19 protein-coding genes are annotated in these 25961 nt (G+C 73.3%); 8 read left to right on the top strand and 11 right to left on the bottom strand.

What is annotated here, in order from left to right:
- Positions 1-117: 117 nt before the first annotated feature.
- From ACSNN9_RS09205 to ACSNN9_RS09175, 7 genes are all read right to left on the bottom strand, one after another.
- Positions 118-1155 (bottom strand): lactonase family protein, encoded by a 1038-nt coding sequence (locus tag ACSNN9_RS09205; RefSeq protein WP_436672512.1) that lies wholly within the window; start codon positions 1153-1155, stop codon positions 118-120.
- Positions 1156-1287: 132 nt separating this feature from the next.
- Positions 1288-1890 (bottom strand): GTP-binding protein, encoded by a 603-nt coding sequence (locus ACSNN9_RS09200; protein ID WP_436672510.1) that lies wholly within the window; start codon positions 1888-1890, stop codon positions 1288-1290.
- Positions 1871-2260, bottom strand: coding sequence for a DUF742 domain-containing protein (locus ACSNN9_RS09195; RefSeq protein ID WP_357867457.1), 390 nt, complete (start codon positions 2258-2260; stop codon positions 1871-1873). The genes ACSNN9_RS09200 and ACSNN9_RS09195 overlap by 20 nt, the downstream gene beginning before the upstream one ends.
- Positions 2250-2669, bottom strand: a complete 420-nt coding sequence (locus tag ACSNN9_RS09190; RefSeq protein ID WP_357867460.1) for a roadblock/LC7 domain-containing protein — start codon at positions 2667-2669, stop codon at positions 2250-2252. Before ACSNN9_RS09190 ends, ACSNN9_RS09195 begins: the two co-directional genes overlap by 11 nt.
- Positions 2669-5278 (bottom strand): nitrate- and nitrite sensing domain-containing protein, encoded by a 2610-nt coding sequence (locus ACSNN9_RS09185; protein ID WP_436672509.1) that lies wholly within the window; start codon positions 5276-5278, stop codon positions 2669-2671. The genes ACSNN9_RS09190 and ACSNN9_RS09185 overlap by 1 nt, the downstream gene beginning before the upstream one ends.
- 231 nt (positions 5279-5509) lie before the next feature.
- Complete coding sequence (locus tag ACSNN9_RS09180) at positions 5510-7012, bottom strand: catalase (protein WP_436672507.1); 1503 nt, start codon at positions 7010-7012, stop codon at positions 5510-5512.
- 31 nt (positions 7013-7043) lie between these two features.
- Entirely contained in the window at positions 7044-7463 is a 420-nt protein-coding gene (locus ACSNN9_RS09175; protein ID WP_436672505.1) for a Fur family transcriptional regulator, read from the bottom strand.
- Positions 7464-7660: 197 nt separating this feature from the next.
- Here ACSNN9_RS09175 and ACSNN9_RS09170 point away from each other — a divergent pair, with 197 nt between their 5' ends.
- The 5 genes from ACSNN9_RS09170 to ACSNN9_RS09150 all read left to right on the top strand — a co-directional run bounded on the left by ACSNN9_RS09170 (position 7661) and on the right by ACSNN9_RS09150 (position 11988).
- Complete coding sequence (locus tag ACSNN9_RS09170; RefSeq protein ID WP_436672504.1) at positions 7661-8254, top strand: hypothetical protein; 594 nt, start codon at positions 7661-7663, stop codon at positions 8252-8254.
- A gap of 10 nt (positions 8255-8264) precedes the next feature.
- Complete coding sequence (locus tag ACSNN9_RS09165; protein WP_436672501.1) at positions 8265-9272, top strand: hypothetical protein; 1008 nt, start codon at positions 8265-8267, stop codon at positions 9270-9272.
- Positions 9273-9544: 272 nt separating this feature from the next.
- The gene (locus ACSNN9_RS09160) at positions 9545-11203 is read left to right on the top strand and encodes a sodium:solute symporter family protein (protein WP_436672499.1); all 1659 of its coding nucleotides are present in this window, start codon (positions 9545-9547) and stop codon (positions 11201-11203) included.
- 16 nt (positions 11204-11219) lie between these two features.
- Positions 11220-11528, top strand: a complete 309-nt coding sequence (locus tag ACSNN9_RS09155) for a hypothetical protein (RefSeq protein ID WP_436672498.1) — start codon at positions 11220-11222, stop codon at positions 11526-11528.
- An 88-nt stretch (positions 11529-11616) separates the two neighbouring features.
- Entirely contained in the window at positions 11617-11988 is a 372-nt protein-coding gene (locus tag ACSNN9_RS09150; RefSeq protein WP_436672496.1) for a hypothetical protein, read from the top strand.
- Between the two features lie 112 nt (positions 11989-12100).
- Here the strand turns inward: ACSNN9_RS09150 and ACSNN9_RS09145 are convergent, their stop codons facing one another.
- The gene (locus ACSNN9_RS09145) at positions 12101-13798 is read right to left on the bottom strand and encodes a glycoside hydrolase family 6 protein (protein WP_436672495.1); all 1698 of its coding nucleotides are present in this window, start codon (positions 13796-13798) and stop codon (positions 12101-12103) included.
- A 565-nt stretch (positions 13799-14363) separates the two neighbouring features.
- Here ACSNN9_RS09145 and ACSNN9_RS09140 point away from each other — a divergent pair.
- Both ACSNN9_RS09140 and ACSNN9_RS09135 read left to right on the top strand, forming a co-directional pair.
- Complete coding sequence (locus tag ACSNN9_RS09140; protein WP_436672493.1) at positions 14364-15404, top strand: hypothetical protein; 1041 nt, start codon at positions 14364-14366, stop codon at positions 15402-15404.
- Position 15405: 1 nt separating this feature from the next.
- On the top strand, positions 15406-16080 hold the full coding sequence (locus tag ACSNN9_RS09135) for a class F sortase (RefSeq protein ID WP_436672492.1): 675 nt from the start codon (positions 15406-15408) through the stop codon (positions 16078-16080).
- Positions 16081-16179: 99 nt separating this feature from the next.
- Here ACSNN9_RS09135 and ACSNN9_RS09130 read toward each other — a convergent pair whose 3' ends face one another.
- Positions 16180-21258 (bottom strand): NAD-glutamate dehydrogenase, encoded by a 5079-nt coding sequence (locus ACSNN9_RS09130; RefSeq protein WP_436672490.1) that lies wholly within the window; start codon positions 21256-21258, stop codon positions 16180-16182.
- 287 nt (positions 21259-21545) lie between these two features.
- Between ACSNN9_RS09130 and ACSNN9_RS09125 the strand changes: the two genes are divergently transcribed.
- Positions 21546-23510 (top strand): penicillin-binding transpeptidase domain-containing protein, encoded by a 1965-nt coding sequence (locus ACSNN9_RS09125; protein WP_436672489.1) that lies wholly within the window; start codon positions 21546-21548, stop codon positions 23508-23510.
- Between the two features lie 95 nt (positions 23511-23605).
- Here ACSNN9_RS09125 and ACSNN9_RS09120 read toward each other — a convergent pair whose 3' ends face one another.
- Positions 23606-25039: an arginase family protein gene (locus tag ACSNN9_RS09120; protein ID WP_436672487.1), complete on the bottom strand. Its 1434-nt coding sequence runs from the start codon at positions 25037-25039 to the stop codon at positions 23606-23608.
- Between the two features lie 87 nt (positions 25040-25126).
- Positions 25127-25961: tetratricopeptide repeat protein (locus ACSNN9_RS09115; protein ID WP_436672486.1), on the bottom strand; the 835-nt coding region annotated here is incomplete at its 5' end.

The raw sequence follows: 25961 nt of genomic DNA, 5'->3' as shown, positions 1-25961 counted from the left end.
ACGACTGCCACGGGCCGTTCGGACGAAAGTTACGCAGGAGACATAGTTGATCGTCACATTGTCACACTCCGCGACCGAGCCACCCCGTGTCGTCGACGTGACGGAAGTTATGGCTGGTCAGGGCAGCACACATGTGGGGCTCGCCACTGCCACGGGCTCCCCGAGCGGAGCCGGCACTCCGGTGCCGGCGTCGACCCGGAAGACGCGGATCATGTCGGCCCGTTCGTCGGCGACGTAGAGGTGCTCCCCGGCCAGGGCGAAGTGCCGCGGCCACTCCCCGCCCGTGTCCACCTCGGCGACCAGCTCCGGCAGCTCGCCGGCGACGGCGAAGACCGCGACGGTGCCCACCCCCCGGTTCGCGACGTAGAGGAAGCGCCCGTCCGGGCCGACCGCGATCTCCGACGGCTGGACGGGCCCGGTCCGGTCGCTGGCCTCGACCCGGCCCCGCTGGTGCAGCGCACCGTCGCCGGTCAGCTCGTAGGCGGTGACCGAGCCGTCCAGCTCCCCCGCCACCCAGCAGCGCCGCCCGTCGGGATGCCGGGCCAGGTGCCGGGGGCCGACGCCGGCGGCCGTGCGCACCCGGGGCGCCCGCGGCACCAGCCGGCCGGAGGCCGCGTCCAGGTCGTAGCGGTAGATCGAGTCGGTGCCCAGGTCGACCGCGAGCAGCGGGCCCCGGCCCGGATCGGGGTTCACCATGTGGGCGTGCGCGCGCTCCTGGCGCTCCTGGTCCGGCCCGTGCCCCTCGTGCGCCACCAGGTCGCTGCGCTCGCCGGGCGCCCCGTCGGGGTCGAGCGGGAACACCGTCACGCTGCCGCCACCGTAGTTGGCCACGACGAGGTGGCCGCCGTCCGGGACGACCGCCAGGTGGCAGGGTTCCGCGCCCCCGGTGGACCGGGTGCCGAGCGCGGTGAGGCCGCCGTCGGCACCGACCCGGAACGCGCTGACCTGCCCGTCCGGCAGCTCGTTGACCGCGTACAGCACGGGCAGCCGCGGGTGCCGGGCGAGGAAGGAGGGCGAGGGGGTGACCGCGACGGTGCCGAGCGGGGTCAGCTCACCGGAGGCGGGGTCCCGCCGCGCCGCGACGATGCCGGTGCCCCGACCCCCGCTGTGCGCCGTGTAGCCGCCGATGTGGACGATCTCGCCCTGACCTGTCACCGGATCCGCCCTCCGCCGATTCCTCCGCCGATCCCACCAGCCTTCCCACTGGGCCGCCCGCTTAGCCCCGAAAACACCGCCGAATCGCGGCGGCCCGCCGGAAGACGCCCGCCGGACCGCCGTCGCGCCGGCTCAGGCCGCCGGCACGGGCTCGCCGCGCTGCCGGGCCACGTGCTCGACCAGCGCGATCAGCACCTCCTTGCCGGACTGCCGCTCCCGCGCGTCGCAGAGCACCAGCGGCACGTCGGGGTCGAGGTCCAACGCCTGGCGTACGGACTCCAGGCTGAACCGGCGGGCCCCGTCGAAGCAGTTCACGCCCACCACGAACGGCACGCCCCGCTGCTCGAAGTAGTCGATCGAGGGGAAGCAGTCGGCCAGCCGGCGGGTGTCGGCGAGCACCACCGCGCCGAGCGCCCCGAACGCCAGCTCGTCCCAGAGGAACCAGAACCGGTCCTGGCCCGGGGTGCCGAAGAGGTAGACCTGGAGGTCGTCGTTGATCGTGATCCGGCCGAAGTCCATCGCCACCGTCGTGGTCGACTTCGCCTCGACGCCGGAGAGGTCGTCGGTGCCGATGCTGGCGCCCGTCAACACCTCTTCGGTCTGCAACGGCCGGACCTCGCTGAGCGCGCTCACCAGCGTCGTCTTGCCGGCGCCGAACCCCCCGGCGATCAGGATCTTCAGCGCGAGCGGGATCCGGGGACCGGATCCGGTTCGGTCACAGCGCACGGAGTCCACTGACCACCGCCTTGAGGATGTCGTCGTCGGGCAGGTACGCGGCGGCCGTCGGCTGGTGGACCGCGATCAGCCCCCGCGCCCGCAGGTCGCCGAGGAGCACGCGGACCACGCCCACCGCGAGGTCGAGGTCGGCCGCGAGCTCCGCGACGGGGACCGGCCGGGCGGCCAGCTCCACCAGGCGCCGGTGCTCGGGGTGCAGGTCCGGGTGGACGGTCGGGTCGGCGGCCGCCTCGGCCAGCACGTACGCGACCAGGTCGAAGCCGTCGGCGCCCGACCGGACCCGGCCGCCGGTCAGGGTGTAGGGCCGCACGACCGGGCCGGCGTCGTCGTCCAGCCACTCGTGCTGCGGCCCGGGCGACTCAGCCCGCATCGGCGGCCCCCGCCGTCGACCGGGCCGGGGCGCTCAGGTACTCCCCGACCCGGGTGACGAGCATCGCCATCTCGTACGCCACCAGGCCGATGTCCGCGTCCGCGTCGCTGACCACGGCCAGGCAGGCGCCCTGCCCGGCGGCCGTGACGAAGAGGTAGGCGGACTCCATCTCCACCACGGTCTGCCGGACCGCCCCGCCGGCCACCTGCCGGCTGGTGCCTCGGGCCAGGCTGGAGAAGCCGGACGCCAGCGCGGACAGGTGCTCGGCGTCGGCCCGGTCCATGCCGGCGGAGGAGCCGATCAGCAGCCCGTCCGCCGAGAGCACCACCGCCTGTCGGGCGGCCGGCACCCGTTCCACCAGCTCGTCGAGCAACCAGTCGAGATCGGCACTCTGCCTCGTCGGATGCATCAGGCGTCCCTCTCAGTCGCGGTCATGGGTTCGGTGTCCACCGGCCGTGCGGCCGGCGTCGGGCTCGGGTCCTCGTGCGGCGGGTCCGGCCGGCCGGCGGGGGCGGCCCGCTCCGGGGCCGTCGCGGTGGCCGCCGCGCGGCCGCGGGCGGTGCCGGACTGCAGGGCGGACATGATCCGCCGCGCCTCCTCCGGGCTGCGCGGGGCGGGACTCTCGATCACCGGCTGCCGCAGCGTCGGGCCGTCCAGCGCTGACGACCGCCCCGGGGCGTCCCCGGCGGACGGCTGGCCCCCGTTCGGGGCCGGCTGCCGGGGCGGCACCGCCGGAGGCCGCCGGCGCACCCGACGGGGCAGCCCGTCGATCTCCCCGGCCACCTCGACGGGGGCGGGACCGCCGGAAGCCGCGCTGGGCGGGGTAAGGCCGCCGGAGGCCGCCTCGCGCGGGACCTGGCCGCTGGAGGCCGCCTCGCGCGGGACCTGGCCGCCGGCAGCCGCGCCGGGCGGGACCTGGCCCGCGGCGGGTGCGCCGGCCGGGGCCGGCCGGGCGTGGCCGGCGAGGGTGGCGCGGCGGGCGGCCGGCGCACCGGTGGCGGGGGCCGTGGCGGGCTCGGCGGAGCGCATCGGGCGGGGCAGCGTACTCAGCCGGCCCGCCCGGGCGAGCCGCCGCTCCTCCGGCGTCGGCGCCGATCGGGGCGCCACCGGCGGGCCACCGGTCGGGGGCAGGGAGGGCTCGTCGGTGACCAGGTCGGCGGGGACGAGCACCACGGCGGTCAGCCCGCCGCCGTCGGACGGGCGCAGGCGTACCCGGACCCCGTGCCGGGCGGCGAGGCGGGCCACCACGAAGTGCCCGAGGCGGGCGGTCTCGGTCGGCTCGAAGTCGGGCGAGCGGGCAAGCCGCCGGTTCGTGTCCTCCAGCGCGGCGGCGGACATGCCCAGGCCCCGGTCGGTGATCTCCACGGCGTAGCCGTTCGCCACGTGCTGCCCGGAGACCTCCACCCGGGTCTGCGGCGGCGAGAACGCGGTGGCGTTCTCGATCAGCTCGGCGAGCAGGTGGATCACGTCGCCGACCGCCCGCCCCAGCACGCCCGCGGGTGCCACGGCGGTGATGTCGACCCGGTCGTACGACTCGACCTCGGAGATCGCGCCCCGGACCAGGTCGACCATCGCGACCGGGTTGCGCCAGCCCCGCCCGGGCGCCGCGCCGGCCAGGATGACCAGGTCCTCGGCGTGCCGCCGCAGCCGGGTGGCGAGGTGGTCGACGCGGAACAGCTCCGCCAGCTCGTCCGGGTCCTCGGTGTGCCGCTCCATCCGGTCGAGCAGCGCGAGCTGCCGGTGCACCAACCCCTGGCTGCGCCGGGCGATGTTGAGGAACACCTCGTTGAGCCCCCGGCGCAGGGTGACCTCGTCGACGGCCGACTGGACCGCGGTGCGCTGCACCTCGGTGAACGCCCGCGCCACCTGACCGATCTCGTCGTCGCCGTACTCCAGCGGGGGCGCCTCCCGGGCGACGTCGACCTGCTCGCCCCGGCGCAGCCGGGCCACCACGTCCGGCAGCCGACGCTCGGCCGTCTCCAGGGCGGCCGTGCGTACGCCGGTGAGCCGGTGCGCCAGGTTGCGACCGACCCGCACCGACACGACGACCGAGACCACGACGGTGGCCAGTCCCAGCAGTCCGGCGGCGGCGAGCCGGACCAGGATGCGCACGGCCGACGGGATCGACCGGTCGGCGAGCCCGTCGGCCTGCGCCAGCTCGAACTCCCGCAGCGCCTGCTGCACCGCCTGGTAGCTCTCCTGCCAGGCCGCCGGGTCCACCGCCGGCCGGGTGGCGGACCCGGGGCCCACCAGCCTGTCCTGCATCGTCCGCAACCGGCCGAAGGCCTCCCCCTCGGTCATCCGCTGGAACGCGGCGCGCTCGGCGTCGGGCAGGTCGGCGACCGAGCTGTCGGCGAGGAACCGCTGGTTGCCGATGGTCTGCACCAGCTGGCGGTGCTCGCCGTCGGCGAACCGGCCGCTGGTGAACGCCCCGGCGAGCAGGGCGTCGGTCTGCCCGAGCAGCTCCCGGGACTGGCCGAGCCCGGTGACGGCGAGCGCCTGCCGGTTGAGGTCCCGGTCGGGCAGGTTGGCCATCGCGGAGAACGCCTGGAAGGCCGAGTTGATCATCCCGCTGTAGAGTCCGACCGCGCCGGCCCGGTCCACCGCCCGCCGGTCGATGAACCCCCGCCCGGCGGGCAGCGACTCCAGCGCGGTGACCAGCTGGTCGAGCCGGGCGTCGAGGAAGTCGTCGGCGGCGTCGCGCAGGTCCTCCCCGTCGATCCGGCGGCGCAGTTCCGCGATCGCCCGGTCGGTGCGCTGCCGCTGCTCGGCGAGCTCGGGAGCGGCGCCGTCGCCGGCCAGCTGGACCACCGAGAGCCGCCGCTCCCGTTGCAGCTCGGCGACCACGGTCTCGCCGGGACGGCCGAGGTCGTAGAGGAGCGTCCGGGCGGCGAGCAGGTCGAGGGCGGGTCCGAAGGTGAGCGTGGTGGCGAAGATCCAGAGCGCCAGCAGCGCGGTCACCGGCACGACGACCAATGCGGTCAGCTTCGAGCGGATCGGCCAGTCGCGGGTGTTCAATCAGACCTCGCCCGGAAGGTGTGGCTGCGGGGGGCGCCGGCGCCGGCCGGGCAGCGTCGCGGTCGGACGGTCCCGGGCCGCGGTGCCGGGCAGGTCCGGCGGACGCCTTGGGCAGGATACGTAATCCTCGCCCGATGCACTACCGTCCGTCGCGTCGGGCGTACCGGCCGGACGTCCACAGTCGAGGAACGCCCCGCCGGAGGCCGGCGGGGCGTTCGTGGCTGGTGCGGATCAGGCGTCGACGGAGATGCCGAGGCCCTCGGCGACCCGGCGGCCGTAGTCGGAGTCGCACTGGCTGAAGTGCCAGACCATCTTCTCCTGGATGTGCTTGTCGCACTGGGCCAGCAGGGTGGTGAGGTTGAGGATCAGGTCGTCCCGCTCCCAGTCGGCCATCTCGCGGTAGCGCCGGCCGGCCTGGGAGTAGTTGTCCTGCCGCTCGATCGGGGCCTTCATGATCTGGCCCGAGACGAACGGGCGGTACTCCCGGTAGGACTCGTCGGCCTCCTCGAGGCCGGCCACCGAGGACGGCTCGAAGTTGATGTGCGGGTTGGCACCACGGTTGTCCACCCCGTACGACATCTGGCCGCCGGTCTGGTTGGTGCTGACCCGCACGTCCTCGCGCGGGCGGTTGACCGGCAGCTGGAGGTAGTTCGGACCGACCCGGTAGCGCTGGGTGTCCGAGTAGGAGAACGTCCGGCCGACCAGCATCTTGTCGTCGGAGAAGTCGATGCCGTCGACCAGCACGCCGGTGCCGAAGGCGATCTGCTCGTTCTCGTTGTGGTGGTCGGTGATGTTGCGGTTGAGCGTCATCATGCCGACCGGCAGGTAGGGGAAGTCCTCCTCCGGCCAGATCTTGGTGTCGTCGAGCGGGTCGAAGTCCAGCTCCGGGTGCTCGTCGTCGCTCATCACCTGGACGTTGAGCTCCCACTTCGGGTGGTCGCCGCGCTCGATCGCCTCGTAGAGGTCCTTCGAGGCGTGGCCCAGCTCGGTGGCCTGGATGGCGTCCGCCTCGGCCTGGGTCAGGTTGTGCTCACCCTGCTGGGACAGCCAGTGGAACTTGACCAGCACGGCCTCGCCCTCGGCGTTGACGAGGCGGTAGGTGTTCACCCCGGAGCCGCGCATCGTCCGGTAGTTCTTCGGGATGCCGTACGGGGAGAAGAGCCAGGTCAGCATGTGCATCGACTCGGGCGTGTTCGACATGAAGTCGAAGATCCGGTTCGGCTCCTGACGGAAGGTCACCGGGTCCGGCTTCAGCGAGTGGATCACGTCGGGGAACTTGATCGCGTCGCGGATGAAGAAGACCTGGAGGTTGTTCCCCACCATGTCCCAGTTGCCGTCCTCGGTGCGGAACTTCACGGCGAAGCCGCGCGGGTCGCGGGCCGCCTCGGAGGAGTCCCGCCCGCCGATGACGGTGGAGAAGCGGATGGTGACCGGCGTCTTCTTGCCCCTGGTCTGGAACAGCTTGGCCCTCGTGTAGGTGGACGCCGGCACGGCCTGATCACCGGATCCGATCGTCCCGTACGCCTCGAACTCGCCGTGCGCGACGAAGCCGCGGGCGTGCACCACCCGCTCCGGGATCCGCTCCCGGTCGAAGTGGCTGATCTTCTCCAGGAAGTGGTAGTTCTCCAGCGTCGCCGGGCCGCGCGAGCCGACCGTCCGCTGCTGCTGGTTGTTGTGCACGGGGTGACCCTGACGGGTGGTGAGGATCGGCTTGCTGGCCTGCGGGTCGCTCATGGCTCTCCTCCTGCTCGGTGTGGCGCTTGCGTCAGTCGTGCTGCGGCTGACAGCCGGGGCACCGGCCCCAGTAGGTGACCTCGGTGAACTCCACCGCGAAGGCGGAGGCCCCGGGGTCGAGGCAGGGCCCGGGGGCCCGGTTGCGCCGGGTGTCGACGATCGCGCCGCAGTCCCGGCAGACCAGGTGGTCGTGGTCGTCCCCGCCCAGCTCGTACCGGGCCGGCCCGCCGGCCGGGACGAACCGGCGCAGCAGACCCGCGCCGGTGAGCGCGCGCAGGACGTCGTAGACCGCCTGGCCCGAGATCCGCCCGAGGCGGGTCCGGGCGAGTCGGGTGATCGTGTCGGCATCCAGGTGTGGCCGGTCGCGCACCGCGGCGAGCACCGCGAGCCGGGGCCGCGTGACACGCAGCCCGGCCGCCCGCAGGCGTTCGGCGTCGGAGTCGACCGGCATCACCCCACCCAAGCGCCTTTTCTGGAACGAGTCAAGTTTTGACGGTCGGTCACCCTGTGTGACTCGTCATGCCGCGACGGGGAATGGGCCCGGGTCGGGTCCGCCGGGCCGCGAGGGCCGGGTTCGTCAGGAAAGTGCCCCGGAACGGGATTGGCGATCAGTGAGCGGAGGGAATACCACCTGACGAAGGAGGAGCCATGTCGCCCACGCAGGTAATCGTCATAGTTCTCGTCGTGCTGGTGATCGCGGCCGTGGCCGTGGCCGCCCGGTCGTACGCCCGTCGCCGCGCGCTGCGGTCGCGCTTCGGTCCCGAGTACGACCGCGCCATCGCCGAGCAGGACAGCCGGACCGCCGCCGAGCGGGAGCTGCGGGAGCGGGAACGTCGCCACGCGGAGCTCACGCTGACGCCCCTCGCCGCCGAGTCCCGGGCCCGGTACGCCGCCGCGTGGGAGGAGCTCCAGGTCCGCTTCGTCGACTCCCCCGCCGAGACCGTGGGTGACGCCGACGACCTGGTCACCCGGCTCATCGCGGAACGGGGCTACCCCACCGGCGAGTTCTCCGACCAGATCGCCCACCTCTCCGTCGAGCACGCCCGCACGCTGGGCCACTACCGCGACGCTCACGAGATCCACCTGCGCAACTCCCGGGGCGAGGCGAGCACCGAGGAACTCCGCCAGGCCGTCGTCCACTACCGCGCCCTCTTCGCCGACCTGCTCGGCGAGGAGCCGGTCGGCGCCCGACCGTCCGAGCAGCACCACCCGGACAGCCAGCACGACGTCACGAGCCGCTAGGAGGATGACCATGCGCCAGGAAGAGCAGCGAGTGGGCAACGAACACCCCGAGGCCGTCCGCTCCGAGCCGGTCCCGGTGCCGCCTCCGGGCGACCGGGCCGGCCGCGCCGACGTGCCCGAGGACGCCCTCGACGACCGGGGCACCTTCGACGATCCGGCGGTCGCCGACGGCGGCCGGGCCGGCCGGCACGACGACGAGGGGGCGCGCGGCCGGGACGCCGGCAGGGGCCGGCCGGGCGACCGGGACACCGCCGGCGACCGGGCCGAGTTCCACGAGCCGGGGCCGGTGCCGACCGCCTTCGGCGCCACCAGCGTCGGCGGTGCGGTCGCCGCGTCCGCCCTGGCCAGCCCCCTGCCCGAGGACGAGCCCGACCCGCGTACGGAGTCGACCGCGCGGCCGGGCGACGGCGCCGTGGACGGCCCCCGGGAGGGCCGCCGGGCGGACCCGACCGCCGAGTTCCACCGGTCCGTCGGGCTCGGCGACGCCCGTTCCGACGACCGGCAGGCCCGCCGGGACGGCGCCGAGGTGCTGCCCCCGGACGCCGCCGACGGCCGGCCCGAGCGCCGGGCCGACCTGACCGGGTGGGCCGGCGACCCGGAGGGCGGCGCGGCCGGTGCGGCCGGGTACGGCAGCGCCGCGCCGGCCATGGTCGATCCGGACGCCGAGCACGCGCCGGTCGGACGGGCGGGCACCGGGGAGCTGGGGGCCGCCGGGACCGACCGGCCGGCGGGCGCGACGGTGGCCGCCGAGCCGGCCAGCCTCTTCGAGCCGGGCATGGCGCAGGGCTTCCGGGACCGCTGGCGCGACGTCCAGCTGCGGTTCGTGGACGACCCCCGCGCGGCGGCCGGGGAGGCACAGTCGCTGGTCGACGAGGCCATCCAGGCGCTCTCCTCGGCGCTGTCCGCGCAGAAGAACAAGCTGGGTGGCTGGCAGGACGCCGGTTCCGCCGACACCGAGCAGCTCCGGATGGCCGTCCGCCACTACCGCGACTTCCTGGACCGGGTGCTCGGACGCTGACCCGATTCGCGAGCGCCCCCGGCCGGTCGGCCGGGGGCGCTCGCGCATGTCCTCGCCCGACCAGCCGGGGCGCCCGCGCAGGTCCGCGCCGCTCCCCCGGCCCGCACCGCAACGGAGGGCGCCTCCGGCACGGCAGGCCGGGCGTGCCCCCGCAGACCCGACGAACGGGAGTGGCAGACGCTTTCGTCGCCGCAGGCGTGAAACCGCGCGATCGGGGTAATTGGGCGCGCGCGCACTCATCCGGCACGGACGGTTGACGAAGGGTTACCGGGATGGACGGCGATGGCCTGCGGCTGAACATGAACGTCCTGGACTACGGCATCCTGGCGCTCTACTTCGTCACGGTGCTCGGCGTCGGCTTCGCCGCCCGACGGGCCATCAAGACCAGCGTCGACTTCTTCCTCTCCGGCCGCTCGCTGCCGGCCTGGGTGACCGGTCTGGCCTTCGTCTCGGCCAACCTGGGGGCGCTGGAGATCATCGGCATGGCCGCCAACGGCGCCCAGTACGGCGCGATGACGCTGCACTACTACTGGATCGGCGCCGTGCCGGCGATGGTCTTCCTCGGCATCGTGATGATGCCGTTCTACTACGGCTCCAAGGTCCGCAGCGTGCCCGAGTACCTGCGGCTGCGCTTCAACCGCCCCACCCACCTGCTGAACGCGCTCAGCTTCGCGGTCGCCCAGGTGCTCATCGCGGGCGTGAACCTCTACGCCCTGGCGCTGATCATGCAGGCGCTGCTCGGCTGGCCGCTCTGGGTGGCCATCGTGATCGGCGCGCTGATCGTGCTGGCGTACATCACCGTGGGCGGGCTCTCCGGGGCGATCTACAACGAGGTGCTCCAGTTCTTCGTGATCATCGCGGGCCTGCTGCCGATCACGATCCTCGGCCTGGTGAAGGTGGGCGGCGTCGCGGGCCTGATGGACGCGGTGCGCGAGTCCAAGCTGGGCGAGGCGGGGTTGCACACCTGGCAGGACACCGGCAGCACCGCCAACCCGCTCGGCGCGCACTGGATCGGCATCGTCTTCGGCCTCGGCTTCGTGCTCTCCTTCGGCTACTGGACGACCAACTTCGCCGAGGTGCAGCGCGCGCTGTCGGCCAAGAACATGAGCGCCGCCCGCCGGACGCCGATCATCGCCGCGTACCCGAAGCTGCTCATCCCCGTGGTCACGGTGATCCCCGGCCTGGTCGCCCTCGTGACGGTGCAGGGGCTCGGCGCGGAGAGCGGCGACCTGGTCTACAACAACGCGATCCCGCTGCTGATGCGCGACCTGCTCCCCAACGGCGTGCTCGGCATCGCGGTGACCGGCCTGGTCGCGTCGTTCATGGCCGGCATGGCGGCGAACGTGAGCGGCTTCAACACCGTGTTCACCTACGACATCTGGCAGCAGTACGTGCGCCGGGACCGTCCCGACGACTACTACATCCGCATCGGCCGGTGGGCGACGGTCGGCGGCGTGCTCGTCGGCATCGGCACCGCGTTCATCGCCGCCGGGTTCAGCAACATCATGAACTACATCCAGGCGCTGTTCTCACTGTTCAACGCGCCGCTGTTCGCCACCTTCATCATCGGCATGTTCTGGCGGCGGATGAGCGCGGCGGCCGGCTTCCTCTCGCTGCTCATGGGCACCCTGGCGGCGCTGGCCACCTACCTGCTCTACAAGGCGGGGGTCGTGCACTTCAACTCCGACCTGGAGGAGAGCTTCTGGGGCGCCGGCATCGCGTTCGTCACGGCCGCCGTCGTCGCCGCCGTCGTCACGCCGTTCACCAGGAAGAAGCGGGACGAGGACCTGCGCGGCCTGGTCTACGGCATGGGCGCCGTCGACGTGAAGGGCGACCTGCTGACCGGGGACGCCGTCTGGTGGCGCTCCCCCGTGCTGCTCGGCCTGATCGCGGTGGTGCTCTCCCTCCTCCTCTACGTGCCGTTCTTCTAGGAAGGGGCGCTCGGCCATGAGCATGGACAACCTCAACCCGCACGGGCACGACCGGTCGGTCGAGGCCACCGAGGAGGCCCGCCGCCGCTCGGCCGCCGCCCGGCTGTTCGACATCCGCCGGGTGATCGGTGGGCTTTTCACCGCGTACGGGGCGATCGTCACCCTGATCGGCGTCTTCGACGGCGAATCCGCCGTCCGGAAGGCGCAGGGGGTCCGGATCAACCTCTGGGCGGGCCTCGGCATGCTCGTCTTCGGCGTGCTGATGCTGCTCTGGCAGTGGCGCAATCCGGTCCAACCGCCGGAGACCTCCGACGAGGAGCGCTGAGCCGCCCCGCCGGCACGCGGCATGGGCACGGCCGGGCCGGGTACGCGAGCAGGATCAGGAGACCACCTGGCGACAGGAGGGCAGCGACATGACGGACCGTGACCGTGACCGACCGCTGGAGGAGAGCCCGGAGGTGGCCGCGGCGGTCGAGGACGACACCGGCATCCCGCAGCTGATGACCGGCGGCGGCGCCGACCGCGACACTCCGTCGTTCACCGGGCCCGGGGAGGAGCCGGGTGGCGACGAGCTGATCGGCGACCCGTACGCCGCCGGCACCGGCGCGACCGGCACCGGCACGGGCGCGGCCCCGGACCACATCCGCACCGGGGCCGAGCAGCCCTGGGAGCCGGAGGACCTGGTGGCGGCCCGGGGGCAGGACCTGACGCCGGAGAACGTCGAGCGGGCCCGCCGGGACCTGGCCGAGCTGGGCCACGCGGCCATCGAGAAGACGGTGCCCTGACCGGCGTACGCGAGGGGGCCCCCGGCCCGACCGTCGGACGGTCGGACCGGGGGCCCGGGGAACCTGCCGCTGGAGCGCCTCACCTACTGCCAGCGGCGGGTGGGCACCGCTCTCAGAGCGCCGGGTACGCGTTCTGCATGAGCTGCGCGAACTGCGCCGGGAACCAGGCGCCCGAGATCGGGGCGTCCGGCAGGGCGCCGCTCATGCTGTTGCCGTTGCGGGCGTTGCCGGTGTAGGTCGGGTCGCACATCCGGTCGAAGCCCTTGCCCTCGTTGTTCGGGATCTCCTTGCTGGACCCGTCCGACTCGCCCGGGGGCTTGACCCAGACGTAGGCGTCGATGCCCGGCTCCGGCGCGGCCTTCGGGCGCTCGCCGAGGCCGGCCCCGGCCTGGTTGCACCAGTTGCCGGCGTGGATCCGCCGGTCCACCCGACCACCGTTGACGTACGCGTCCACGCTGGTCAGCGGGCCCGGGCCGGTGGGCCGGGCCGAGCCGCCCCAGCCGTTGCGGGAGGTGTCGATCAGCATGCCGATCTTCGAGTCGAAGCCCTTGGCGACCAGCTCGTTGCGGAACGCCTGGGCGAACGAGAGCTCGTCCACGTAGAAGTTCCAGTCGATCCACTTGGACTGCCGCACGCTGGTGCCGTTCACCGAGTCGGTGATCTTCACGTAGGGCTCGCGCAGCGCCGAGTAGTTGGCGGTGTTGACGATGAAGCCGTGGACGTTGTTCACCGTGCTGCCGGAGGCGACGGCGGCCTCCTTCAGGATCTGCGCGGTCGGGCTGAAGTTGCTGTCCCAGCCGATCCAGCCGTGGTGGGCGGCGTCGATGTAGTTGTAGACGTTGCCGATCGCGCCCAGCTTCGACAGGGCGTAGCCGACACCGTTGACGTAGGCGCCGTTGGCCTTCACCGTGTCGCACATCGCGGTGCCGCCGGGGTTGCCGGAGGTGTTGGTCACCAGGTTCGGCAGCGAGTCGATCTCAATGATGTTGACGATCCGCAGGCTGGCGTACTTCGGGTCGCCCTGGATCGCGGCGATCGGGTCGATGTACTCGGTCTTGTACCTGGGCAGCTCGTCCGCGCGCAGCTCACCGTTCGAGGCCAGCGCGGCGCAGTCCCGGCCGGGCAGGTTGTAGATGACGAACTGGATGTAGTTCGCCCCCTGCTCGAGCGCCTTGTTCAGGTGGTCGCGCACGCCCATCGCGCCGTTGGAGCTGCTGTCCGGGGTGCCGTTGATGGCGGCGATCCGGTCGATCCAGACGGCGGTCGGGTTGTTCGACACCCGGTTGCCGCCGGGCACGGACTCGGCCTTGGCCTTCCACTCCGGGTTCACGTACCCCTTGGCGTTCAGGTACGGGTTGTCCACCCGCTGCCCGGGCGGGGTGCCGCCGTTGCAGGTCACGCCGTTGAGCGTGAACGAGGTGGGCTTCGGGTTGCTGCCGCTCCAGGCGCCGTTGAAGCCAATGCTCACCGTGGCGCCGCTGGCCACCGTGCCGTTGTAGGACTCGTTCTGCGCGGTGACGTTCTGACCGGTCTGCGTCCAGCGGGCCGACCAGCCCTGCTGCACCCGCTGGTTGCCGTCCGGGAAGGTGAACCCGAGCGTCCAGCCGTTGAGGGCGTCGCCGGTGTTCTTGATGTTGACGGTGGCGGTGAACCCGCCCTGCCAGTCGCTGGTCGTGTACGACACGTCGCACTGGGTGGCGGCGTGCGCCACGGTGACCGGCAGGGTCACCAGTCCGCCCGCGACCAGGGCGCCCGCGCCGCCGAGCGCGAGGGCCCGGCGGGGGCCGGACAGCCTTCTCCACACATTCATGCCACTGATCTCCTTGGGCGAGACCGGATCCGCGAACGGCCCGGCGATACGGCCCGATGGGCGCCCTGCGCGGACGTCCGCCGGTGCCACGGGTTCTTCGGGGGGTGCCCGACCCGGTCGGGCGTTTGGTGGTGGTCCGACCGGCGACGATGGGCCGGTCGGGAGGCGGGACGTCGTCCGGCGGACCGGTGCCCTCGACTCCTGCCTGCGCGGTGTGGCTCCTCGAACCGCGTGCAGCGATTCTTGCATGGGAGCGCTTCCATGGCAATGCCTCGATGTGGCGGCCGGGACCGGCGGGGCCACCGGTGCGGCCGGGCCGACGGGGACCGGACGATCCGACCGCCAGGACGCGAGCCGCGCCAGCCGGGGCGGCGGGCCTCAGGGCGGCGGCAACCGCCCGGCCGAGCCGGCAAGCCGCTTAACCGACGTAGCACCCCTAGCGCGCTTATCGTTCCTAAGAACCAAAACGCGAATCTTTCCCTTCATAGCTCGTGAAACGGTCTAACGTCGTCCGTAGCTCGGTTGTCGCCGAGCCCAGGACAACAGGGATGGAGTGACGCAGGTCATGGCAAAGAAGATGCTCGGGAAGGTCGTTGCGGGCGCTGCCCTCGGTGGTGCCTCCCTGCTCGTGTTCACGCCGGGGATCGCGTTCGCGGACGGCCAGCAGGGCCACGAGGGCAAGGTCTACGCCAAGCCGCACGTCGTCAAGGCGGGCGACACGGTCAAGCTGCTCGAGGTCTGCCCCGACCGGCAGGAGCACGCCTTCGTGTGGTCGAAGGTCACCGGCAAGGTCAAGCTCAAGCCGGCCGAGGGCCGGGGCCACTGGCGTGGCGGGGAGGAGGACTCCCGCGACCACGACAAGGGCCGGGACCACGAGGACAAGGGCCGCGACCACGGCAACGACGACAACGGCAGGGACAACGACGGCCGGGACCAGAGCCCCAGCCCGCAGCCGCCGGCCAACGGCACCGGCCAGCCGCAGCCGCCGGCCAACGGTGGCCAGCCGCCCGCCAACGGCCAGGGTGGCGGCGCCGCCGACGCCGAGGGCGACCGCGACTGGAAGGGCTACGAGCACGGCCAGGACGCCGAGGGCGACCGCGGCGACAGGGGCCACGACAAGGGCGACCGCGAAGGCCGCGGGGACAGCAACGGCTCGGACGGGTACGACCGCAAGGACCACGGCGGGTACGGCTCCGACGAGTACGACCGCGCGGACCGCGCCGGGTACGGCTCGGAGAGCAACGGCTCGGACGAGTACGACCGCAAGGGCCACGACAACGGCCGGAACGGCCACGACAACGGCCGGTCGGACGAGGAGTCCGAGCGCAACGGCAAGGACCACTGGAAGCACAAGCGGGACTTCGTCTACTACGGCGAGGCCCAGGTGTCCGAGGACGCCCAGCCGGGCCGTTACGAGCTCAAGGGCTCGTGCGGCGAGGGCGAGCTGGTCGTGCTGCCGCGCGGTGGGGTCGACGGTGGTGACGGTGGCGTCGGCGCCGGCACCGACCGGGGCCTGGCCGCCGGTGGGGCGAGCCTGGTCGGCGCAGCCGCCCTGGGCGGGCTCGTGCTGATGCGCCGGCGTCGGACCGATGAGTCCTTCGTCTGACATGACGGCGACACCGGCCGGCGGCCGTCACGGGAAACCGTGGCGCGCCGCCGCCGCGGCCGTCGTCGTCGTGCTCGCCATGGTCGGCGCCGGCCTGATCGGCGCCTCGTTCAGGTCCGCGCCCGCTCCCCGCCCCCCGCAGCCCCTGGCCGCGTCCGCCAGCACCGGGCCGGCGGTCGCCGACGTGCCGGACCCGGACGTCGCCGCCGGCACGGGCCTCGCCCGCTCCGCCCCCACCACGATCGCCATTCCCCGGATCGGGGTCGACGCCGCGATCATGCCGCTCGGCACCAACCCCGACGGCACCGTCCAGGTGCCCCCGCTGGAGCGGGCACAGCTGGCCGGCTGGTACGAGCCGGGGCCGAGCCCTGGTGAGATCGGCAACGCGGTCATCGTCGGGCACGTCGACTCGGCGGCGATCGGGCCGGCGGTCTTCTTCTCCCTCGGCGCCCTGCAACCGGGCGACACCATCACCGTCACCCGGCAGGACGGGCAGCAGGCCACCTTCACCGTCGAGTCGGTCAAGGCGTACCCGAAGACGGAGTTCCCGACCGAGCAGGTCTACGGTCCCAGCAACCGACCCGGCCTGCGCGTGGTCACCTGCGGCGGGACCTTCGACGAGGCCGCCGGCAGCTACCCGGACAACGTGGTCGTCTTCGCCTCCATGCCCGCGTGAGCCGGCAACCGCGCGGCACCGCGCGGAGGCCTCCACCGGACGACACGCCGCGGTCCGGCCGGTCGGGACACCGACCGGCCGGACCGCGTGCCGTACGCGTCAGGCGGCGGCGGAGGTCCGCACCAGGGTGCGGATCTGGCGCAGCAGCACCGACAGGGCGGCGAGGTCCGCCCGGGACTCGTCGAACTCCCCCATCGCCCGCTCGGCGCGGTGGATCGAGGTGGCGTTCGACTGTTCCCACTCGAGCACCCGCTCCTGGGGCGACAGGGTGCCGGGGGTGGAGTCGAGAACCTCCGCGGTCAGCGCGGCCAGCGCGGCGTACAGGTCGTAGCGCAGCGCCATCCGGGCCAGCGTCTGCCAGCGGTCCTCCCGCGGCAGCAGGGAGATCTTCGACAGCAGGGAGTCGACCCGGAACCGGTCGGAGAGCACGAAGTAGACCGAGGCCACCTCCCCGACGTCCCGCCCGCTGCTCGCCGCGGTCTCCACCACGTCGAGCAGGCCGAAGCTGTACATCAGCCGGGTCGCCTGCTCGGCCAGGTCGCGCGGCAGCCCCCGCTCGGTGAGCGAGTCGATGTGCGCCGCGAGGGACTCCCGCTCGCTGCCGTAGAAGCGCTCCTCCAGGTCGGGCAGGAGCCGGGCCACCCCGTCGCGCAGCCGGGCGATCTCCGCCGGCACGTCGATCGGCGAGCGGCGGTTGGTCACCAGCCACCGCACCGCCCGGTCGAGCAGGCGCCGGGTGTCCAGGTAGACGCTGGTCTGCAACTCGGGGTCGACCTTGTTGTCCAGTGCCTCCACCGCGTCCCACAGCGCGCGCAGCCCGAACACCTCGCGGACCACCACGTACGCCCGGATCACGTCCGCCGCCGAGGCGGCGGTCTCCTCGACCACCCGGAAGACGAACGAGATGCCGCCCCGGTTGACCGCCTCGTTGACCAGCACCGTCGTCACGATGTCCCGGCGCAGCCGGTGCTGGCCCATCCGGTCGGCGAACCGCTCGCGCATCGGCGTCGGGAAGTAGTTGACCAGGACGTCGGTCGTCCACTCCTCGTCCGCGAGCCCTTCGGCCAGGATCTCCGTCTCAAGGACAATCTTGACGTACGCGAGCAGCACCGCGAACTCCGGCGCGGTCAGCCCGGACTCGGTCCGCACCGCCAGCTCGTCGTCCGGCGGCAGCGCCTCCAGGGACCGGTCCAGCGCCCCGGAACGCTCCAGGTCGGTGATCATCCGCCGGTGCACCGGCAGCAGCGAGGCGGCCTGCGCCTGCGCGTTGTTGATCGCCCGGGCCTGGTCGTAGTTGTCCCGCAGCACCAGCTCGGCGACCTCGTCGGTCATCGCCGCGAGCAGCTCGTCGCGCTCGGGCAGGGACAGCGCGCCGTCGCCGACCGCCGTGTTCAGCAGGATCTTGATGTTCACCTCGTGGTCGGAGCAGTCCACCCCGGCCGCGTTGTCGATGAAGTCCGTGTAGATCCGCCCGCCGGTCTGGGCGTACTCGATCCGGCCGAGCTGGGTCCAGCCCAGGTTGCCGCCCTCGCCGACCACCCGGCAGCGCACGCTTTTGCCGTCCACCCGGATCGCGTCGTTGGACTTGTCGCCCACCTCCGCGTTGGTCTGGCTGGAGGCCTTCACGTACGTGCCGATGCCGCCGTTCCAGAACAGGTCGACCGGCGCGGTCAGGATCGCCTTCATCAGCTCCTGCGGGGAGAGCTGCGTCACGTCGGCGTCCAGGCCCAGCCGCTCCCGGACCTGCGGCGAGATCGGCACCGACTTGGCGGTACGCGGGTGCACCCCGCCGCCGGCCGAGATCAGCGTCGGGTCGTAGTCCTGCCAGGACGAGCGGGGCAGCTCGAACAGCCGCTTCCGCTCGGCGTACGAGGTGGCGGCGTCCGGGTCCGGGTCGAGGAAGATGTGCCGGTGGTCGAACGCGGCCACCAGCCGGATGTGCTCCGACAGCAGCATCCCGTTGCCGAACACGTCGCCGGACATGTCGCCGACGCCGACCACGGTGAAGTCCTGGGTCTGGGTGTCGTGACCCATCTCGCGGAAGTGCCGCTTCACCGACTCCCAGGCGCCCCGGGCGGTGATGCCCATCTTCTTGTGGTCGTAGCCGGCGGAGCCGCCGGAGGCGAACGCGTCACCGAGCCAGAAGTTGTGCGCCGTGGAGATCTCGTTGGCGATGTCCGAGAACGTCGCCGTGCCCTTGTCCGCCGCGACCACCATGTACGGGTCGTCGCCGTCGTGCCGGACCACGTCCTCCGGCGGCACGATCTCGCCGCTGACGATGTTGTCCGTGACGTCCAGCAGCGCCGAGATGAACTCCTTGTAGCAGACGACCGCCTCGTCGCGGTCCCCCGGCTTCTGCTTGAGCACGAAGCCGCCCTTGGCCCCGACCGGCACGATCACGGCGTTCTTCACCATCTGCGCCTTGACCAGGCCGAGCACCTCGGTGCGGAAGTCCTCGCGGCGGTCGGACCAGCGCAGCCCGCCCCGGGCCACCGGCCCGAACCGCAGGTGCACGCCCTCGAAGCGCGGCGAGTACACGAAGATCTCGAACTTCGGCCGCGGCGCCGGCAGGTCCGGGATCGCCTGCGGGTCCAGCTTGAGCGCCACGTACGCCTTCGGCCGCCCGTCGCTGCGCTTCTGGTAGAAGCTGGTGCGCAGGGTGGCCTGGATCATCGTCAGGTAGGCGCGCAGGATCCGGTCCTGGTCGAGGCTGGCGACGTCGTCCAGCGCGGCCCGGATGTCGCCCACCAGCTCGGCGCTGCGCTGCTGCCGCTGCTCGTGGCCGTCCGCGCCGGGCGCGAACCGCACCTCGAAGAGCTCCACCAGCAGGGCGGCGATCCTCGGGTACGCGATGAAGGTCTGCTCCATGTACTCCTGGGAGAAGACCGTGCCGGCCTGGCGCAGGTACTTCGCGTAGGCGCGCAGCACCACCACCTGCCGCCAGGTGAGACCGGCGCGCAGCACCAGCTCGTTGAAGCCGTCCACCTCGGCCTCGCCCCGCCACGCCGCCGCGAAGGCGTTCTCGACGTGCGGGCGCACCTCGGCCAGCTCCTGGTGCCCCTCGGGCAGCCGCAGCCCGAAGTCGTAGAGGTAGACCCGACCGTCGATCCGGTCCACCTCGTGCGGGTGCTCGTCGACCACCTTGACGCCGAGCGAGTGCAGCACCGGCAGCACGGCGGAGAGCATCATCGGCTCGCCGTAGCGGTAGACCTTGAAGCGGACGTCCATCGCCTCGTCGACGTCCGGCCCCCGCCCGCCGGCCCGCGGCGCGAGCTGCTTGCGGAACAGGTGCATCTCCAGCTGGCCGGGCTCCTCCAGCAGCTCCAGCTTCGCCAGGTCCTTCATCGCCTCGTACGGCGTGTGGCCGTCCTTGTAGCCCTCCGGGAAGGCGTCGGCGTAGCGGGTGAACAGGTGCTTGGCCTGCTCGTCGCCGAGCTTGCGCTCCAGCACCAGCCGGTAGTCGTCGTCCCAGAGCCGGGTGGCGTCGGCCAGCTCCTCGGCGAGCAGGTCGGCGTCGATGTCGCCCGGGGTCCTGGTCGGATCCGTCCGGACGATGAAGTGCACGCGGGCGAGCATCGACTCGGTGACCCGGGTCGTGTAGTCGACCCCGACGCCGTTCAGCTCGCGCAGCAGGATGTCCTGCATCCGCAGCCGGTTCTGCGTGGTGAACCGGTCCCGGGGCAGGTAGATCAGGCAGGAGATGAACCGCCCGTACGCGTCCCGGCGCAGGAACACCCGCAGCTGCCGGCGACCGGCCATCCGCAGCACGCCGATCACCGCGTGGTAGAGGTCCTCGGTCTTGATCTGGAACAGCTCGTCGCGCGGGTACGTCTCCAGGATCTGGAGCAGGTCCTTGCCGGAGTGGCTGCGCTGGCTCAGGCCGGAGCGGTCCAGCACCTCGGCCACCTTGCGGCGGACCACCGGCAGCTCCTGCACGCTGGTCCGGTACGCGGCCGTCGAGAACAGGCCCAGGAAGCGCCGCTCGCCGATGACCTCGCCGGCCTCGTTGAAGATCTTGAAGCCGATGTAGTCGAGGTAGGCGGAGCGGTGCACCGTGGCCCGCGAGTTCGCCTTGGTGATGATCAGCAGGCGCTTCTCGGTGACCTTGTCGTGCGCCTCGGGCGTCATCGACGACAGCGGCCGGGCCTCCGGGGAGTCCTGGCGCAGGATGCCCAGCCCGGTGCCGAGCACCGCCTCCAGGGCCTGGCCGCTGCGACGCTCCCCGCCGTCGGCCGCCGCCTCGTCGGTGTCGACCAGCCGGTACTCCCGGTAGCCCAGGAACGTGAAGTGGTCGTGGGCGAGCCAGCGGAGCAGCTCCACCGAGTCCGTGATGTCCTTCTCCGGCACCGGCGGCCGGTTGTCCGACGTCCGCGCGGAGGCCAGCTCGTCGGCGAGGGCGAGGGCCCGTTGGCGCATCTTCGGCCAGTCCTCCACCGCCTCCCGCACGTCGGTGAGCACCCGCTGCAGCTCCCGGCGCAGCCTGTCCCGCTCGGCGGCGTCGCGCACCGGGTCGATCTCGATGTGCATCCAGCTCTCGACCAGGTCGCCGGCGAGGGCGTCGTCGGGCTCGACGTCGGCGGAGACCTCCACCAGCCGGCCCAGCGGCTCGCGGCGGACCACCACGAGCGGGTGGACCAGCAGGTGCACGTCCAGGTGGTGCGAGTTGAGCAGGGCGGTCACCGAGTCGACCAGGAACGGCATGTCGTCGGTGACGATCTCGATGACGGTGTGGTGCTGATCGGCGTCGGGCTCGTGGATGCGCAGCTTCAACTCGCCCGGTACCCGCTGCTCGGCGAGGTCGCGGTGCGCGCGGGCCGCCTCCAGCATCTCCTCGGCGGTGAAGCCGATCAGCTCCTCGTCCGGCGCGAACCGCCAGAAGCGGCTGACCAGGGTCGCCGCGTCGTGGTCGTCGCCGGCGAGCGCGACCGCCTGGGCGACCAGGCGCTCCACGTTGGGAACCGGCTCGTCGAGTTCGTTGTCCTCCACGTCGTCGGCCAGCGCGTCGGCGGGCAGGCCCAGGTCGTAGAGGGTGTCGATGCTCGAACCGGTCATCCCGGTCACTCCTGTGTCGAGCCGGCCGAAGCCGTCCCCGTCGGTCGCCGAATCGAAGCTGTCGTCCCGGCTGGTGTCAGCCTGCCGGAGGTCGGGTCCCGGTTTGATCGCCGGACGCCGGTCCATCGGTGCCACTCCCCTCGACCCACCGCGTTGTGGGTCACTCTGCCGCCCAGCCTAGGCCCTGCCGTTCCGCCCCTTGCGCGGCGGACCACAGTGCGGACGTCCGGTTCCGGACTTCGTCCTTTCACCCGTTGCGGATACGAGGTTGGCCGGTTCGGGAGTACCCCGCCTCCAGTCGTTCATCACCCGGCACCGGGCTCTCTTTCCACACGTCCCGGTGCGGGGGGACGGTGCGGACGGCGTCGTCGTACTAGCGTGCAGGGCAGTTCCGAGATCGGAGACCTGCTCCCATGCGCCTGTCCTACCCCCGTCGCCCCCGCCGCAACCGGCTCCGCCCGCCGCTGGCACTGCTCGCCGCGACGGCCCTCGCGGCCGGCGCCACCCTCACCGCGTGTTCGGGCGGTGACGGACCGGAGCGCACCGTCGACGCGTTCCTCGCCGGTTGGCGCTCGGGCGACCTCCAGGCCGTCGGCTTCGTCGACCCGACCGGCGCCAAGGTGGCGGCGGCCGACGTCGCCCGCGAGCTCAAGGAACTCTCCGGCGAACTGGCGGCCACGCCGCCCACGCTCACCCGCCGGGGCGAGGCGAAGGTGACCAAGGACGTCGCGACCGCGGTGGTCAAGGTCGACTGGGCCCTGCCGGGCCAGACCCGCTGGGCGTACGAGCGCCCGGTGCGGCTCAGCCGCGGCGGCGACGACTGGCGGTTGATCTGGGAGCCGCAGCTGGTGCAGGAGCAACTCACCCGGGGCGACCGGCTCGGGCTGCGCCGCGACGCCGCCACCCGGGCCGCGGTGCTCGACGGCGCCGGCCGGCCGATCGTGGCGCCCCGGCCGGTGGTGCGGGTCGGGCTCCAACCGAGCGAGGTCACCGACCTCCCGGCCCTGACCCGGAAGCTGGACGCGGCCTTCCGGGCGATCCGGCCGGCGATCACCCCGCCGGTGGACCTCTCCGGCCTGCGCAAGCGGCTCGCCGACGCGGATCCGGGGGCGTTCGTCGAGGTGGTGACCCTGCGGGAGGAGGCGTACCGGCAGATCAAGTCCCGCATCTACGACCTGCCGGGCACGAAGTTCCGCAGCGACAAGCTCGACCTGGCGCCCACCCGCGAGTTCGCCCGGGCGATACTCGGCTCCGTCGACACGGCCCAGGCCGACGACCTCGCCCGGCACCCCGACCGCTACGAGGCGGGCGACCTCGTCGGCCACGGTGGCCTCCAGGGCCGCCACGACGAGCGGCTGCGCGGCGCGCCGGGGCTGACCGTGATCACCGAGCGCCCCGGCCCGGACGGCACGCTGGTGCCCACCGGCACCGAGGTGTTCCGCAGCGAGCCGCGGCCCGGGCAGCCGCTGAGGACCACGCTCGACGTGGCCACCCAGAACGCGGCCGACTCCGCCCTGCGCGGCGAGAAGCGCCGGGCGGCGCTGGTGGCCGTACGGATCAGCGACGGCGCGGTGCTCGCCGCGGCCAACGGTCCGGGCGCGGCCGGGGAGAACCTGGCCTTCACCGCCCAGGTCCCGCCGGGCTCCACCTTCAAGATGGTCAGCGCGCTCGGCCTGCTCGACCGGGGCGCGGTCACGCCGGACGTGACGGTGGCCTGCCCGAAGACGTTCGTCGTGGACGGCCGGCCGTTCAAGAACTCCGACAACTTCGTGCTGGGGCCGGTGCCGTTCCGCACCGACTTCGCCAAGTCCTGCAACACCGCGTTCGCCGCGCTGGCGCCGAAGCTCGGCCCCGACGGGCTGGCCGCGACCGGCCGCTCCCTCGGGCTGGAGGGGCAGTGGGACGTCGGCCTCGACGCCTTCACGGGCAAGGTCTCGGCGAACGGCGGCGCGACCGAGCAGGCCGCCGCCGCCATCGGCCAGGGCACCACGGTGGTCAGCCCGCTGGCCATGGCGTCGGCCACCGCGGCGGTCGCGCGGGGTCGCTTCGAGCAGCCGAAGCTGGTGCTCGACCCGGCCCCGGCCCAGCCCGCCGCGCCCGGCCCGGAGCTCAAGCCGGAGTCGGTGGAGGCGGTACGGGCGATGATGCGGGAGGTGGTCACGGCCGGCACCGGCAGCGCGCTGCGCGACGTGCCGGGCGGCCCGGTGCACGGCAAGACGGGCACCGCCGAATACGACGACAACCCGGCGCACACGCACGCCTGGTTCGTCGGCTGGCAGGGCGACGTCGCGTTCGCGGTCTTCGTCGAGAAGGGCGGAGCCAGCACCGCCACCGCCGTCCCGGCCGCCGAACGCTTCCTCCGCGCCCTCTCCCGCTGACCAGACCAACGGAGCCCTGGCCGGCCGCCCTGCTCCACACCCGGCACCGGCTTCGCCCGACCCGTCGGCGGCGCCGTCCTGGCCGGTGGCGGCGGTCAGGCGATGCCGGCGGCGGACGGCGAGGTGCCGTCCTCGGGAGCGGGCAGCTGATCGTCCGGGTCGAGGCCCGCGAGCGGCGCCCGGCGCAGCAAACCCGGGCCGACGGAGGCGGGAGGGCCGACGGGCTCCGGCGCGGCCGGGTCGTCAGAGGCGGCGGCCACCGGAGTGGCCGGCCCGAGTGGCCGCAGCGGAGGTGGCGGAATGCCCTCGCCACGCTCCTCGGCACCGCCCGGATGCCGGTCACCGCCGCCCCGGAACCGGTCATCGCCGCCCGGGAGCCGGTCGTCGTCGCCGCCCCGTGGAACGGGGGCGGGCACGAGGGCGGGGGCGGAGGCCGACGCGGGCAGGAACGGAACCTCGGGACGGACGTTGCTCTGCCACGCCGAGGGGACGGCCGACGCGACGGACGCCGACGGACCGGCCGAGCGGACGGACGCCGAGCGGGCGGACGCCGACGGGCCGACCGAGCGGGCGGACGCAGACGGCCCCGGGAGCAGCCGGGGCGGCGTCGCCGTCGGCGCGGAGACCGGGCGCAGCCCGGCCACCACGGTGTTGACGATCTCGGCCGCGTACGCGCCGTCCGGGTCGTAGTCGGGGTCGAAGACGGTCAGCTCGACGCCGAGGCAGTGCGGGGTGTCGACCAGCCCGGCGAGCAGGATCTCCAGCTCGGCGAAGGCGATCCCGCCGGGGTCGGGCGCGTCGACGGCCGGCATCACGGCCGGGTCCAGCACGTCCACGTCGATGTGCACCCAGTAGCCGGCGCAGTCGGCGAGCTGGTCGTGCGCCCACTGCGCCGTACGCGCGGCGCCCTCGGCGCGCAGCGCCGGCACCGGCCGGGTGGTGATCCCGGCGGCCTGGAGGTCCAGGCGGTACTCGTCCTGCGCCCGGATGCCGAGCACCACCACGTCGATGTCCCGGAAGTACGGCCGGCGCCCCTCGATGGCGGCCAGGTCGGCCTGCCCACGCCCGGTGACCAGCGCGAGGTCCTCACCGGCCGCCGCACCCACGTAGGAGGCGTTGCCGGGGTGCCGGAAGTCGGAGTGGCCGTCGACGAAGACCAGCCCGATGCGCCCGCCGACCGCCTCGCCGAGCCGGTGCATGGCCAGCGCCGAGCCGAGCAGGATGGAGCAGTCCCCGCCCAGCACCAGCGGGAACTCGCTCCGGTCGATGATGGCGCCGATCCGCTCCGCGAGCGCCACCGAGTAGTCGGCGATCTCCCGCGCGTGGCAGACCCCGTCACCCGGCCGCCAGTCGCCGGGGTCGTAGCGGGGCGCGGTGAGGCAGCCGGCGTCCCGGGCCCGCAGCCGGGCGAGCAGGCCCTGGTCGCGCAGCGCGCCGGGGGCCTTCCCGCAGCCCGGGACCGAGGTGGACGTGGGTGGGCGCAGGCCGAGGTTGCTGGGCGCGTCGAGGACGGCGATCCGGCGCATCATGGGCTCCCGTCCTCGAGGTGTCGGGCGGGCCGGCCGGAACGCCGGCCCGCGCTGGCGTGCTACGTGCTCACAAACAGGGCGTGGTGCTCAGAACAGGGCGCTGGCGAGGGCCCGGCGCGCCGAGGCGACCGCGGGGTCCTCCGGCCCGGCGACCGTGAAGAGGCTGACCAGGTGCTGGCGTACCTTCTCCCGCTCCTCACCGGCGGTGCGGCGGACCAGGCCCACCAGGCGGGCGTACGCCGCCTCGGCCTGACCGCTGAGCACCTCGATGTCCGCGGCCAGGAGCTGGGCCTCGACGTCGTCGGGGTTCGCCTGGGCGGCGGCGATCGCCGCGCCCGGGTCGGCCCCGGCCACCCGGCGGGCGAGCCCGACCTGGGCGAGGCCCGCCTCCGCCGCGGCGTCCGCGGGCGACTCGGCGAGGATCTTGCGGTACGCCCGCTCGGCCGCGTCGAGGTCGCCGCTCATCAGGGCGTCGTCGGCCTCGTCGAGGCGCGGGTCCTCCGGCTCGGCGACGCTCACGCCACCGGCCTTGAGCACCGCCTGGATCCACTGCCGCAGCTGCGCCTCGGGCACCACGCCGGAGAAGGCGTCGATCGGCTGGCCGCCGACCACCGCGTAGACCATCGGGATGCCCTGCACCCGGAACATCTGGGCGATCCGCGGGTTGGCGTCCACATCGACCTTGGCGAGCACCCAGGCGCCGCCGCCCTCCGCGGCCAGCCGCTCCAGCACGGGGCTCAGCTGCTTGCACGGCTCGCACCACTCGGCCCAGAAGTCCACGATCACCGGTGTGGTGAGCGAGCGTTCGAGAACCTCGGACTGGAATGTCGCCTCGCTCACGTCGATGACCGCGACGCCGCCACCCGCGGCGCCGGGGTGTCGTCGTATTCGGCGGTGCCCGTCTTGCCGTGCACCGGGCCGC

Origin of the sequence: Micromonospora sp. URMC 107 (assembly GCF_051386315.1) — a bacterium.
Lineage (GTDB): Bacteria > Actinomycetota > Actinomycetes > Mycobacteriales > Micromonosporaceae > Micromonospora.
Note: the sequence above shows the minus strand (reverse complement) of the source record. Positions and strands in the feature narration are given on the sequence as shown.